The sequence below is a fragment of the Pedobacter sp. genome, from assembly GCF_031119335.1.
Lineage (GTDB): Bacteria > Bacteroidota > Bacteroidia > Sphingobacteriales > Sphingobacteriaceae > Pedobacter.
Window position 1 is genome coordinate 202,909 of the sequence record NZ_JAVHXT010000007.1, and the last position, 13,853, is coordinate 216,761.

Below are 13,853 nucleotides of genomic sequence, written 5' to 3' on the forward strand. Positions count from 1 at the left end.
TATGGGATGTGGAAGTTGCTCGACGGGAGGTGGTTGCGCCCCCGCTGGCTGCAAAAGTAACGGCTCTTGCCTTACTGGAGGCTGCCAAAAAATGGAAGTACACGACTGGTTGTCTAATTTAGATATGCCATCAAATTATAGATCTTTTCCAATTATCGAAGTTAAATTTAAAGGCTCTAGAAAGGAGTTTTTTGTAAATAACGATGATATCTATTTGGAAATAGGTGAGCTAATTGCTGTTGAAGGTGCTACTGGTGGCTACGATATTGGTCACGTATCGTTAACTGGCGAATTGGTGCGTACGCAATTGAAACGCAGAAAAACACCGATAGATCAGGTTACCCGCAAGGTTTACAGAAAAGCTACAGAGGCTGATGTAGAAAAATGGAAAATAGCAAAAGGGCTGGAGTGGGAAACCATGCACAAAGCACGTACGCTAGCTTTAGATTTGAAGCTTTCCATGAAAATTAGCGATGTAGATTACCAAGGTGATAGAACGAAAGCGACTTTCTTTTATACTGCAGAAGGTAGGGTAGATTTTAGGGAGCTGATCAAAAAAATGGCAGAATCTTTCCGTATTCGTATCGAAATGCGCCAAATCGGGATGCGCCAGGAGGCGGGTCGTTTGGGTGGTATTGGTTCTTGTGGTCGCGAATTGTGCTGCTCTACGTGGCTAACTAACTTCAAAACGGTTTCTACTGCTGCGGCTCGTTACCAAAATTTATCATTAAACACCCTAAAACTTGCCGGCCAGTGCGGTAAGCTAAAGTGCTGCTTAAACTACGAGCTAGACACTTATTTAGATGCTTTGAAGGATATTCCCGATCGTATCGAATCACTACAAACTGAGGTTGGTGTTGCCCGTCATCAGAAAACAGATATCTTCAAAAAACTGATGTGGTTCAGCTATGCTAATCAAGAAGATTGGATTCCCCTAAAAGTTGACCGTGTGAAAGAAATCATGGCAATGAATAAACGTGGCGAAAAACCAAGTAACTTGAAAGATGAAGCCGTAGAATTGAAAACTACTACCGTGGTTGAGAAAGTTCATGATTACGAGAATGTGGTTGGTCAGGACAGTTTAACACGTTTAGACGATAAGAACCGAAACAGAAACAACCGTAACCGTAATAACAACAACAGAAATGATAGAGATCGCGGAGAGCGTGGAGAACGTGATAGAAATAGATCTCAGCCTAATCCAGGGGGTGATAAAGAGAACAGTGGCAACAGAAACGGACAAGCTAGTTTTAAAAATAGAGACAAACAGCAAAACCAAAATAGGCCACAACAACAGAAAGCTCAAGATAGACCTCAGCAAGATCAAAACCAGAGAAATCAGCCTAGACAGGAAAATAACAAACCGCAACAAAACCAGCGACCACAACAAAAACCTGTAGAGGCTAAAGCTAACGACAATGCGCCTAAAGGTCCGCAAACACCGCAGGCAGAGGGTGGAAATACAGAGCAAAAACGTAACAACAGAAATAGGAATAAAAACCGCAATAAGAATAGGGAACAAGGAGAACGGAATAAAGACCAAGGACCAAAACCAAATGGAGAATAAGGTTGTGTTTAATGAATTCCAAGTGTTTGAGGAAGCAAAGCGCAAGGATCTTCCTTTCTACGTCATTGCGAGGAGGAACAACAGCCTGCTCCGACAATTCGGAGAAGCAATCTTTTATGCTAGAAAGTCGCTAAAACTCTTCGCCTTCTTCTGTCTTTTGTTTACTTTCTCTTCCTGCAATTTCGATACTGTAGTTGATACCAATCAAAGTATGGAGAATAACCGCTGGCTATATGCCAATTCGGCAAAAGCAGAGTTTGATATTGAAGATGCGACCAAGTCTTATCAGGTGAATTTTAAGCTGCGTATCAATACCGAATACAGATTTTCGAATTTGTACGTTTTGGCAACAATGAAAGATGCCAAAAGCCGTAAAAGAATACGCTATCAGTTTAAAGTAGCTAAAGAAGATGGCGTTTGGTTAGGAAAAGGCTCTGGAGATTTGTACACCTACACCTTTCCTTTGCTTAAAAATCATCGCTTTGCGGATACCGGGAAGTACAGCATAGAAATAGAGCAAAATATGCGAGATAATCCGTTGGTAGGCGTAAGCGATGTGGGGATTGAAGTGAAGTAATTTAGGTTAATTGGTTAATCGTTTAACTGGTTAATTGGGATATTCCTCGCAATGACGCAATAGGCTTAATTGTCTCGCTAATCAAGAAAAACTTTGTGCTCTTGGTGCCTTTGTGGTTAAAATTGTAAATTGTTCGGTGGTTAACTGCAAACCGCTAACTGGAAAACTGATTGATTATATGAAAAAGATATTATTTGCCTTGTGTTTGTTAACGATAGCCTTTGGTGCCAAAGCAGCCGAAATCAAGTTTTTAGAAAACCCAACCTGGACATCGGTGTTGGAGAAAGCGAAAAAGGAGAATAAGATCATCTTTTTGGATGCCTATGCAACTTGGTGTGGTCCGTGTAAACAGATGGATGCAGAAACCTATACCAATCAGGCGGTGGCCGATTTTTATAACGCCAATTTCATCAACGTTAAGTACGATATGGAAAAGGGCGAAGGCGCAATGCTGGCAGATCGCTACTACGTTTCAGCTTATCCAAACCTAGTTTTTATTAATCCAGATGGGGTAATGCTGCATAAAGCGGTAGGTTTTGTGGCGGCAAACGAATTTCTAACCTTGGCTAAAACCGCAAAAAATCCAGAGACACAGTACTACACACTTAAAAAGAGTGTAGCAAAGCTGACGAATGCACAGTTTTTGAAATTTGCAAAACAAGCAGTAGAACTTCAAGACGAGGATTTTGGTTACATCAGTAAGGATTTTATAGCGGCAAAGCCAGATATTTTAGGCGATGCTGATTTGATAGATCTTTTGATGAACTATGCTTTCGTTTTACCAAAAGAAAAAGATTTAGCTTACTTTAAAAATAACAAAAGTAAAGTGTTAAGAGTAGGCAAGTATACCGATGATGACTTTGAAGAACGCTTGGTAAGCTTGGCGATCCAATTTGCACTTTCAGAAGAAGTTCAGGTAACTGATGAAATTGATTTCGAAGCTATCAAAAGTATCCTAGATAAATATGTTCCAGAGCGATCGTTCTTTGTCTTCAATTATTTTAAAACGCAGTATTTCTTAGAGAATAAAGAAATAGAGCCAGCTTTGGCGGCGTTTAGTGAAATAATAGATAATCCAACAAAAGTTGGTTATCAGCATGTGTGCAATGCCATGATGGGTTTTGGCCCAACCTTGTTCGAAGAAGGGAAGTTAGATTCCTATTTGGAAAAGTTCAATGCCATTCCTGTACCTGCAAAAGAAGCTGATTTGGCTTACCTTAAAGATTTCGTAAAAGCGATTATCTACATTAAAACTAAGCAAACCGATAAATTTAAAGAGACTGCGAATGCGATGTTGGCCAGCGCCAATACGCCAGAAGATATCAAGAAGGATTTGAGACAGGCCTTGCAGAATATGGGAAATTGATTTGTTTTTGGTTAATCGGTTAATTGTTGAAACTGGTTAATCGTATCTCTGTATTATCGCTAATAGTCCTTTTCTCTCCCTTTTAGGGAGAACCGAAGTGAAACGCAGCTCATTGATGCCAAAATACAAATGTATAAAATCATCAATAGATGCCGAAGGCAGAGAGGGGCTATAAAAGCGGAAGCAACTGCTCTAGCGCCATTCCTCTACTACCTTTCAAAAGAATAAGCGAATCTTTCCAGTCTTGTGTTTGGATGAATGCCGAAGCTTCGCTTGGTGTAGCGAAAAAGTGGGCATCAACATCGCCTTTGGCATTATAGAAATGATGACCGACGAAAATTAAGGTGCCAATTTCATTTTTAACAGCAAACTCGATAATGCGCTGGTGCTGGACAGCAGATTCATCGCCTAACTCGAACATATCACCCAAAATGGCAATCTTATTTGCAGCACTTAAGCTACTCAAATTGGTGATTGCTGCAGCCATACTGCTAGGGTTGGCATTATAGAAATCGCAAATCACAGTGTTTTTTTCTGTTTTAGTAAGTTGCGAACGGTTATTGGTAGGGAAGTAATCTGCCAAACCTTTGTTAATTTCATCAGCACTTAAGCCGAAGAAACAACCAATGCTGATGGCCGCCAATATATTTTCGAAGTTATAAGTGCCGGTTAAATTTGCCTTTGCTTCATGCGTTTCTCCATTGTAGCTCCATTCAAATTCTATTAAAGGATCGCTGTTTTTCAGTACTCCTTGTACCACACCTTCTTCGGCCACATTATAGCGAACAACGTTTGTAACGCTGGCTTTCATAACCATTTCAGTTAAATCTTTGTTGGCCGCATTTAAGAAGGCATAACCGTTGCTTTCGCTCAAATAGGCATAGAGTTCTGCTTTGCCTTTCTTTACACCTTCAAAACCACCAAAACCCTCTAAATGTGCCATTCCCACGTTGCTAATCAGTCCGTGGGTAGGTTTTGAAATGCTGCTCAACAGCTCAATCTCTTTTTGATGGTTGGCGCCCATTTCTATCACGGCAATTTCTACAGTATCAGCTATGCTTAAAATAGACAAAGGCACACCAATGTGGTTGTTGAGGTTGCCTTTGGTGGCAAATACGCTAAAATGCTCGGCTAGCACGGCCCTAATCAGCTCTTTGGTCGTGGTTTTGCCATTACTACCCGTTAGGCCAATTACAGGGATGTTTAGTTGCTTTCTATGATGTTTCGCTAGTTCTTGTAAGGTTTCAAGCACATCATCTACCAGCATAAACTTATCGCCCTTGGCAAAATCTGGATTATCGATAATCGCAAACGCAGCGCCAGCTTCCACCGCTTTTTCCGCAAATTGGTTGGCATCGAACTTATCGCCCTTTAAGGCAAAAAACAAGCAACCCTCAGTGATAGATCGGGTATCTGTGCAAATAAGAGGGTGTTTGAGGTAATGCTGATAAAGCTGTTCGATGTTGGTCATTGCTTTGGTTTAAAAATATGCTTTGTAAAATTACGAATGCTTAGGTGAAATCAAATATTCTTTTAGTATTATTGATGTAGCCACAGATACACAAATATTTTTTGTCGCAGAGTTATCTTGCTCTTTTTTATTGAAATCAAATCTGTGTATCTGTGGCTTTTAACAGCGATGTATGAAAAGAACGTTACTAATATTGTGGTTGGGAGTTTTTGCCTGGCCTTTATTCGCACAAGTTCCAAGTCCGGATGAGTTTTTGGGTTATGAGCTGGGTACACATTTTTCATCGCATCAAAAGGTAGTCGACTATTTTAAGGATGTATCCAGCAAGGCGAAAAACGTTAAATTGCAATCTTACGGTACAACTTATGAGGGCAGGGAGTTACTTTTTGCTGTAGTTTCTGATGCTTCGAATATGGAAAGTTTGGAGCAGATTAGAAACAACAATATCGCCATCTCTAACAATGATAAAACAATAAAAGCCGCTAAACAGCCAGCAATTGTGTGGTTGAGCTACAATGTTCATGGTAACGAGGCTAACTCTACCGAAACGGCAATGAAAGTACTTTATACGTTGGTAGAAGCGAAGGATGAAAAGATTAAGCAATGGCTAAAGAATACTGTGGTGATCATTGATCCTTGCTTAAATCCAGATGGGAGAGAACGTTATGTGAACTTTTATAATAGTGTGGCAGGAACGATGCCAAATCCAGATCCTACAAGTAGAGAGCATTACGAGCCTTGGCCAGGAGGCAGAACAAACCATTACTATTTTGATTTGAACCGCGATTGGGCTTGGCAAACGCAAATAGAAAGCGAACAAAGGTTAAAACAATATCACCAATGGTTGCCACAGATTCATGTCGATTTTCACGAGCAAGGTTATAATGAACCTTATTATTTTGCACCTGCGGCAGAGCCGATACATCAAGCGGTGACGCCTTGGCAGCGGGAGTTTCAGGTGGTAGTGGGCAGAAACAATGCGAAGTACTTTGATGAGAACGGCTGGCAGTATTTTACAAAAGAACGCTTCGATTTGCTCTATCCATCTTATGGTGATACCTATCCGCTATATAACGGTGCCATTGGTATGACCTACGAGCAAGCTGGGAGCGGCAGGGCTGGATTGGCAGTGGTGACTGCAAGCGGCGATACGTTGACGTTGAAAGATCGTATTTCGCACCATTTTACCACCTCGATGTCTACCATAGAAGTGGCGTCGGCTCATGCAGAGAAACTGGTGCTAGAGTTTAGAAAGTTTTTTGAGCAGAGCCTAACGCCTGCAACCACCTATAAAAGTTATGTGGTTAAAGCGCAAAATATTTCAAGATTAAGAAAGTTAGCAGAGCTGCTCACAAAGAATAAAATCGGCTTTGCCTTTGGTGCTGAAAAGGTAGAACGCACACTAAACGGCTACAATTACGAAAGCCAAAAAGTAGAACAATTTAAGTTAGAGCGTAACGATATGGTGATCAGCGTTGCGCAGAAACACGGTGTGCTGGCCAATATCCTCTTTGAACCGCAAACATTCGTTGCCGATTCTAATACTTACGATATCACCGCTTGGGCATTGCCTTATGCTTATGGATTAAATGCCTATGCCGTAAAGGAAATTTTGTTGGGTACGCATTCCTTTATAGAAGAGCCGAAAAGAAATGCGTTTCATACAGCCAAACCTTACGCATGGATATTGTCATGGAATGGGATGGAAGATGCCAAAGTGCTAATGGCTTTGCAACAGCAAGAAGTTAAGGTAAGATTGGCAGAACAGGCCTTTACAATTGGCGGCATTACTTACAAAGCGGGCACTTTATTGATATACAGAGCAGAAAATGAAAAACGAAAGCCTAATTTCCAAGCTCAATTAGAAAAACTGCTTGCTAACCTAAATGCAGATTTTAAAACGCTGAACTCTGGCTACGTAGAAAAAGGGAAAGATTTTGGCTCTTCCGTATACAGATTATTGGGCAGACCTAAAGTAGCCGTATTAAGTGGCTCGGAAGTGTCGTCGCAGTCGTTAGGAGAAATTTGGCATTTCTTCGAGCAGGAATTAAAATATCCTATATCGATGATCAACGTGAGCTCTGTAGCTAATCTAGACATCAATAAGGTAAATACCTTGCTCGTGCCCGATGGCTATTACAATGATAAACTGGCAGATCAATTGACGCCATGGGTTACTGCAGGAGGCAAATTGATATTATTAGAAGATGCCATTGCTGCCTTTGTTGGTAAGAAGCCGTATCAAATCAAACGAAAAGAAGAACCTAAAGCTACCGAGGCAAAAAATGCGCAGCAATACACTTCCAGAGATCATGATGATTTCAGCAATACCATTCCAGGCGCCATTTACAAAGTGTATCTAGATCAAACACATCCTTTAAGTTTTGGCATTGGCAAATATTACTTCACCTTAAAAACGGATGCCAACATCTATGAGCCCTTAGAAAACGGCTACAACTTAGGCTCACTTAAAGCAGATAGTTATGTTGCGGGCGTTGCAGGCGCAAAGGTGAAAAGCAAAATTTCTTCGGGTATGCTGTATGGCGCACAAGAAATCGGCAAGGGACAGGTTTTGTATTTCGCTACGGGCTTAATTTTTAGGAATTTTTGGGAGAGTGGAAAGCAGATGTTGTTGAATAGTGTGTTTTTGAATTGATTTGCTATCTTTTCTGTTATCTTTTAACCTATAGCCGATAGCTAGTTTTTATGGCTAGGTAGGTAGCTATATTAAAGCCAATAATAGTTATGTTGATTTTTCCGGCTTTTTGGACTTTATGGCTATTATAGAAGGATTAGGAGGTTTCCTACTGTTGCTGGGTTTATTCTTCCGTCCGGTAAATATGTTATTAGTTTTTACAATGATGATAGCCACCCTTGTTCAGTTCACTTTGGCAAAGGCGAAGGTATTATGGGCGCTTCTCATGCCATGGAGGTTGGCATTGTGTTCGTCAGCTTGATTTTTATCGGGCCGGGAAAATATAGTTTGGATAAGAAGTAACCCTATAGCGTATTCACGTAAGTTACCAACTTAATTAAACTCTCTTCTTTTTTAACCGAAACTTTGTTGGTTTTTATAAAATTAAGAGCTTTTTCATTGTTGGAAAATGTTTCCAATAAGTGTTTATTATCGGATAATTCTATGAACTTATCATCTATAGACAGAGCGTAGTTTACTCTGCTCTGAATAAATTTTTCTGTCGTAGCAGAACTATACTGTTTTCGCTCTGCAATACTTTTCACATTTCGTTTTAACAGAGTGTTTTTTCCATTTAGTAAAACCTGGTAATAGGCCTTGTCTTTTCCTGCTTTGATGAAAGATAAGTTCTTATTATCTAGATTAAAGTCAAAAGCGATAACTTCTTCTACAAAAGAATAATCTCTACCATCAGCACCTTTATAAATTACTTGATTATTTACCTCATCAAGTTTCAATTCGTAATTGTCAAACGATTTACCACTTGCTAGTTTTACCTTTCCTTTGTTGAAGGAAGTAGTATAGTATGGATTCCCCACGTAAACCTCTACCGAATTCTTAATAAAGGGTTTGCCGTTAGCATCTGCCACATCATTTTGCGAAAATGAAGTCATAGACGCGAAAACAAAAACAATTGACAACAAATATTTCATAATGTAATTAAATAAAAATGGGTGGTTGTTTAACCACCCATTACATATAAATATAGGATTATCCTTTATTAATTACAACCCCAATTCTAAAATAATTTGGATTAGGATTAATGCTGCCTGGACTCAATTCAAGTACAATCAACTTTTCTTTTGCCAAAGCTACTCCTGGATTTACAATATTAATTGTTAAAAGTCCAAAGCTAGAATTAGCTGGAATTGTTAAAGTACCTGAAGTAGTATAGTCCGTACCTTGTACAGCAGCCTCCGCATCAGCCGCGGTAGCCAAACCAGCTATAGAACCAGCGTACGTTTCACCAGGTACTACGCGATATTTTACCTCTGTAGCTGTTGAAACATGAGGACCAACCAAGTTAACCCTGAAAGTAATTGTTCCAGAAGCTCTGGTAATGTTAGGATCAGCAGGTAAACCACCAATTGATGTTGCTGTAAAAACTTGTCTACCATATCCAGGAACACGGTTTAGAACTGGATAGTTCTTGTTTAAGGCTTTTGCATTGTATGAAGCCGCGTCAAATTCTAATACCGAATTTGTTACAACTATATCCTCATTTTTTATGCAAGAAGTTAATACTGTAGCAAGAGCTATAAGTACTATATATATTTTCTTCATTTCTTTACTTTTTTAATACCCAAAATTTTGTTTTAAACGATCTGGATTACCATCTACCTCTCTAGCAGGAATATTTGGTAATATCCTATAGTCAGTAAAAAGTAGATCTGTATAATGAGGAGTTTTTGTAATATTCTTACCTAATCGCTTCAAGTCAAAAAATCTATGTCCCTCAAATGCGAACTCGATACGGCGTTGCTTAAGAATCTCATTTTGCAACGAAGTACCTGTCAAAGCAGCATCTGTAATGGCTTGTGCACTAGTCGCATAATCAGTATACCTATTCTGCTTTATTCTAATTAGATCTGTCCTAGCTGCTGCCTCATCAAAAACAGGCGAGCCAGTAGTTGACTGAGCTTCTGCTCTTACTAGGAACATTTCCGCAACTCTTAAAACTACAGCATTATCCAAATTGATAAATCCGTTTTTACCCAAATACTTCGTACATTCTACGAAAGGAGCACCACGACCAGCTGTACCCAACTCAAATAACAAATTACGCACGTCTGAATTTCTAGCAGTAATTGCAGCAGCAGCACCGCCATTTGCAGAAACGGTAATGCCTAAATCAGCTAGTAAAGTATTAGTTGGAACTAAATCACCAAAACCACCTGTTTGCGCTCTATTGCCAGCAACTACTAAAGTAGTGAAAGAAGTTTGCAACGATTCATTAACGCCAATATTTTCAGCATTAATAGTAAACGTAACTTCAAATAAAGACTCTGGATTAACCTTATTTCTCCAACCATTTACATATTGGCTAGGAGTAAGTAATTTAGAGCCTTGGCTTGCAATAACTAAATCTGCATATGTTTTTGCAGTAGCGTAATCTTTATTGTAAAGAGCAGCTCTAGCTAACAAACCTTGTGCTGCTTGCTTTGTTGCAAGCGCAGGAGATAGACCAATATTTCCCAATTTTGCTTCTGCATCTTTTAAGTCTTTATAAATCAAAGCATAAACATCGGCTATTGGTGCTCTAGTAGGAAGTGTTAAAACTGCATCTTGTAAAGTTTTAACTCCCTTAGTTATAATAGGAACACCTCCTCTATCTTGCGATGGCACAACTGCTCCTGGGTCATAAGCATATTGTCTTACCAGTTCAAAATAAAATAAAGCCCTTAAAAATTGAACTTGACCTTCCCATGCATTTCTTTCTGCGGTAGTAACTGCTGGAGTAACATTCAATGAAGGTATTGCATCTAAAATTAGATTAGCCTCATTAATTCCGTAATATAAGTTTTGCCAATCTGCAAAATGAGCCAAAGGAATATTCCTAGCCTCATTAGCAAATCTACCTGACCTATTGGTGAACCTACCATTATCCGCTAGCGCTTCTGGAAAAGCGATTAAATCTCTACCATAAACTCTGGCAGACTTAAGTTTAGCATAAACAGAAATAATAGCTGCATTGACATTCTCTTTAGAATTCAATGCAGTCTCAATATCAATAGACTGTCTTGCAGTAGTTTCTATCGCTTCTTTACATCCTGTGAAAGACATAGCACCAAGAACAGCTATAGAAAAATATATTTTTAACTTATTCATATTCATTTTTCTTTTAAAATCCTACCTGTAAACCAAATGTATAGTTCTTAGCTTGAGGGATGATACCTGTAGAAGCACTAAACCACTCAGGATCGTAACCCATGTAATCGTCATAGGTAAATAAGTTTGTTCCTTGAGCATAAACTCTAACATTATTCAATTTCAATTTATTTGCTAAAGTTTTTGGAAGGTTATAAGCAAATGTAATGCTTCTTAATCTAATGTAATCAGTTTTAAAGAACAGTCTGCTTGAACCACTTGCATGATTTATCCCTCCTGGCTCTACACCATTATTATAAGGTCTTGGATAAGTAGTAATTTGACCTGGAGTAGTCCACCTATTGTCAAAAGCTTCTTGAAGCGTATTGAATGCTCTGTTTCCATTTTCTAATAAAAAGCTTAATTGACCATCACTCTGAATTCTTCCATATTCATATTGGAACATAAAGTCTAATTCAAATCCCTTATATTGAAATAAGTTATTAAAACCACCTGTATATTCTGGTTGAGTATCACCAATTATTCTTCTATCTGCTAATACCGGCGAATATGTGATATTGTCGTTAATATCGTAAAACATTGGACGCCCAGTTGCTGGATTTACCCCGGCATATTTTTGTGTAAAAATAGTTCCGATAGAATGTCCAACACGAATAGATTGGTCAGAAGGAAGAACTTGTAAACCGCTATACAACTTTTTAACCTTATTTCTATTATATGCAAAAATAAAGGTAGATGTCCAGTTAAAACCATCTGGCTCACTAGATCTAAAGTTATCAGACTTCAATTCTACCTCAATACCTCTATTTTGCAATTGACCAATATTAGAAGTAAAAGCTCCGTAACCAGAAGTCCATTGTACTGGTTGATCTAACAATAGGTTATTACTTAGTCTATTGTAAACCTCTACCGAACCTGAAATTCTATTTTTCCAGAAGCCAAAATCTAAACCAACGTTGATAGTTTCGTTCTTTTCCCATTTTAAATCTGGATTTGGAAGTTGCGTAGGTGTAATGCCTGATGATCCATTATAAACTGCACCAGACCCATAAAGACCTCTAGAAGCGAAATTTGCAATTTGGTCATTACCTGTCGTTCCGTAGCCTGCCTTTAATTTTAAAAGAGAGATCAAATTAGAGCTTTTCAAGAAGTCTTCTTCAGAAATACTCCATCCAACTTGAACTGACGGGAAAAAACCAAATTGATTATTAGATCCAAATCTAGAAGAACCGTCCATACGAGCAATTACACTTGCGTAGTATTTATTGTCATAGTTATAAGAAGCTCTAGCAAAAGTCGAAATTCTTCTAAATTCTGATTGGAATTCACCAGTAGATAATGGATTCGCCGCTGAATTTAGGAAGGTAAATTGAGGAGATGGAAAACCATCTGCAGCAGCGTTTAAGCCTTCTTGGATTTCAGATTTATATTCAAATCCTAACAAAGCATTTATGTTATGTTTGTTAAGTGATTTATCGTAATTTAAGGTTTGAGTAGTAAGAAAGTTAGTATTCCAAATACTTTCTACCTGCCCTAAACCTTTTCTTGCATAGCCATCATTTGTTCTTGGATCTCTGTAGCTCTTACCTTGTACTGCTCTGTAATCTAAACCGTAATAAGAAACAAATCTTAACCCATCAGTAATTAAATAGGACGCGTTAACATTTCCGACTACAAAATTACTTTTTTGCTGACCAGAATTGTAATCATTAACAGCAACAATATTTTGATTTAAGATACCTGGAAATACTTGTCCAGAACCTAGTAAACCAAAATATGAACCATCGTCATTTCTAATTTGATTAGAAGGGATCATTAAAGATGCCGAAAAAGCTGGATTTCCTAAGAATGATCCATCTGTTGAAAATGGAATAGCTTGCGCAAATGAAGATAAGTTGATAGATGCACCAATATTCAATCTCTCTGTAGCCTTATGATTTAAATCTAATTTTAAAGATCCACGCTTAAAGTCTACTTTTTTAACAGCAGCCTCACTTGCGTTGTAAGAACCCGAGATATAGAATGTAGTTTTATCGTTACCCCCACTTGCAGACAACTCATAGTTTTGGATAACTCCATTTTGGAAAACTTCATCTTGCCAGTTATAAGTGCGTAGTTCCGCTATCTGTGCAGGCGTTAAAGTAGCTCCATTTGGTATCCTCATTTCTGTACCAAGAACGTATTGCTTGTTAGCTTCATAACCATCTAAATACTGATTGTTCCACGCCTCAGCACGCAAAGTCACATAATCTTGCGTATTAAGCACATCTAATTTTTTTAACGGAGATGCTGCACCACCGTAGGCGTTGAAGTTAAATTTAGTTTTTCCAGCCTTACCTTTTTTAGTAGTGATAATTACCACACCATTTGCTGCTTGCGCACCGTAAATTGCAGCAGAAGCAGCATCTTTTAAAATGTCGATAGATTCGATATCGTTGGTGTTTAAAAACGCCAACGGATTCGATTGCGTAAACGAAGCATCATTTCTTGTGTTTAATTGAACCCCATCAACTACATACAAAGGCTGAGTTCCTGCTTGAATCGAACCTGTACCTCTAATCCTCACATTAATAGCACCACCCGGTATACCATTGTTTGCTTGAACAACAACACCTGCAGCCCTACCCTGCATTGCTTTATCCAAAGATGCAATGGGCCTGTTTTCGATATCTCTAGCAGCGATACTTGACGTAGCGCCTAGAACATCTTTTTTCTTTTGAACACCATAGCCTGTGATTACAACATCAGAAAGTGTAGTCGCATCTGCATCTAATGATGCATTTACAACATTTGAAGATCCGATAGTGATTGATTGTGGTCTAAAACCCAAAGAGCTGAACTCAAGAGCCGTTGCACCAGATGGAACTGATAAAGAGAATCTACCATTTGCACCTGTAGAAACCCCAACATTAGTCCCCCTTACTTTTACACTCACTCCTGGCAATGGTAATCCATCCTCCTTAGAGGTAACCGTACCAGTAATTGTCCTGTTTTGCGCCATAGCCGTAGTGGCCACGAATAGCAAAATGAACAAACTCTGTAGAAGTTTTTTCATAAATTAATAAAATT

10 protein-coding genes are annotated in these 13,853 nt (G+C 38.8%); 5 read left to right on the forward strand and 5 right to left on the reverse strand.

What is annotated here, in order from left to right:
- Nucleotide 1 precedes the first annotated feature (1 nt).
- The 3 genes from ricT (at nt 2) to REI64_RS10110 (ending at nt 3,510) form a co-directional block, all read left to right on the forward strand.
- Nucleotides 2-1,567, forward strand: coding sequence for a regulatory iron-sulfur-containing complex subunit RicT (gene ricT / locus REI64_RS10100; protein WP_308849994.1), 1,566 nt, complete (start codon nt 2-4; stop codon nt 1,565-1,567).
- Nucleotides 1,557-2,144, forward strand: a complete 588-nt coding sequence (locus tag REI64_RS10105) for a gliding motility lipoprotein GldH (protein WP_308849995.1) — start codon at nt 1,557-1,559, stop codon at nt 2,142-2,144. The genes ricT and REI64_RS10105 overlap by 11 nt, the downstream gene beginning before the upstream one ends.
- 178 nt (nt 2,145-2,322) lie before the next feature.
- Nucleotides 2,323-3,510, forward strand: a complete 1,188-nt coding sequence (locus tag REI64_RS10110) for a thioredoxin family protein (protein ID WP_308849996.1) — start codon at nt 2,323-2,325, stop codon at nt 3,508-3,510.
- A gap of 169 nt (nt 3,511-3,679) precedes the next feature.
- Here the strand turns inward: REI64_RS10110 and murF are convergent, their stop codons facing one another.
- A complete protein-coding gene (gene murF / locus REI64_RS10115; RefSeq protein ID WP_308849997.1) occupies nt 3,680-4,981 on the reverse strand; it encodes a UDP-N-acetylmuramoyl-tripeptide--D-alanyl-D-alanine ligase in 1,302 nt (433 codons plus the stop codon).
- A gap of 172 nt (nt 4,982-5,153) precedes the next feature.
- On the opposite strand from murF, the gene REI64_RS10120 reads away from it, so the two are divergent.
- Nucleotides 5,154-7,637: a M14 family metallopeptidase gene (locus REI64_RS10120; RefSeq protein ID WP_308849998.1), complete on the forward strand. Its 2,484-nt coding sequence runs from the start codon at nt 5,154-5,156 to the stop codon at nt 7,635-7,637.
- A 118-nt stretch (nt 7,638-7,755) separates the two neighbouring features.
- On the forward strand, nt 7,756-7,938 hold the full coding sequence (locus tag REI64_RS10125; protein ID WP_308849999.1) for a DoxX family membrane protein: 183 nt from the start codon (nt 7,756-7,758) through the stop codon (nt 7,936-7,938).
- Nucleotides 7,939-7,981: 43 nt separating this feature from the next.
- Here the strand turns inward: REI64_RS10125 and REI64_RS10130 are convergent, their stop codons facing one another.
- The 4 genes from REI64_RS10130 to REI64_RS10145 all read right to left on the reverse strand — a co-directional run bounded on the left by REI64_RS10130 (nt 7,982) and on the right by REI64_RS10145 (nt 13,839).
- A complete protein-coding gene (locus REI64_RS10130; RefSeq protein ID WP_308850000.1) occupies nt 7,982-8,569 on the reverse strand; it encodes a hypothetical protein in 588 nt (195 codons plus the stop codon).
- A 97-nt stretch (nt 8,570-8,666) separates the two neighbouring features.
- Nucleotides 8,667-9,239 (reverse strand): hypothetical protein, encoded by a 573-nt coding sequence (locus REI64_RS10135; RefSeq protein ID WP_308850001.1) that lies wholly within the window; start codon nt 9,237-9,239, stop codon nt 8,667-8,669.
- Between the two features lie 12 nt (nt 9,240-9,251).
- Nucleotides 9,252-10,784, reverse strand: a complete 1,533-nt coding sequence (locus REI64_RS10140) for a RagB/SusD family nutrient uptake outer membrane protein (RefSeq protein ID WP_308850002.1) — start codon at nt 10,782-10,784, stop codon at nt 9,252-9,254.
- 13 nt (nt 10,785-10,797) lie between these two features.
- Nucleotides 10,798-13,839, reverse strand: a complete 3,042-nt coding sequence (locus REI64_RS10145; RefSeq protein ID WP_308850003.1) for a TonB-dependent receptor — start codon at nt 13,837-13,839, stop codon at nt 10,798-10,800.
- Between the last annotated feature and the right edge of the window lie 14 nt (nt 13,840-13,853).

Excerpts from the sequence above, each read along its gene's own strand:
- ricT (WP_308849994.1), top strand. The coding sequence starts at position 2 with ATGGGATGTGGAAGTTGCTCGACGGGAGGTGGTTGCGCCCCCGCTGGC.
- REI64_RS10105 (WP_308849995.1), top strand. The coding sequence starts at position 1,557 with ATGGAGAATAAGGTTGTGTTTAATGAATTCCAAGTGTTTGAGGAAGCA.
- REI64_RS10110 (WP_308849996.1), top strand. The coding sequence starts at position 2,323 with ATGAAAAAGATATTATTTGCCTTGTGTTTGTTAACGATAGCCTTTGGT.
- murF (WP_308849997.1), bottom strand. The coding sequence starts at position 4,981 with ATGACCAACATCGAACAGCTTTATCAGCATTACCTCAAACACCCTCTT.
- REI64_RS10120 (WP_308849998.1), top strand. The coding sequence starts at position 5,154 with ATGAAAAGAACGTTACTAATATTGTGGTTGGGAGTTTTTGCCTGGCCT.
- REI64_RS10125 (WP_308849999.1), top strand. The coding sequence starts at position 7,756 with ATGGCTATTATAGAAGGATTAGGAGGTTTCCTACTGTTGCTGGGTTTA.
- REI64_RS10130 (WP_308850000.1), bottom strand. The coding sequence starts at position 8,569 with ATGACTTCATTTTCGCAAAATGATGTGGCAGATGCTAACGGCAAACCC.
- REI64_RS10135 (WP_308850001.1), bottom strand. The coding sequence starts at position 9,239 with ATGAAGAAAATATATATAGTACTTATAGCTCTTGCTACAGTATTAACT.
- REI64_RS10140 (WP_308850002.1), bottom strand. The coding sequence starts at position 10,784 with ATGAATAAGTTAAAAATATATTTTTCTATAGCTGTTCTTGGTGCTATG.
- REI64_RS10145 (WP_308850003.1), bottom strand. The coding sequence starts at position 13,839 with ATGAAAAAACTTCTACAGAGTTTGTTCATTTTGCTATTCGTGGCCACT.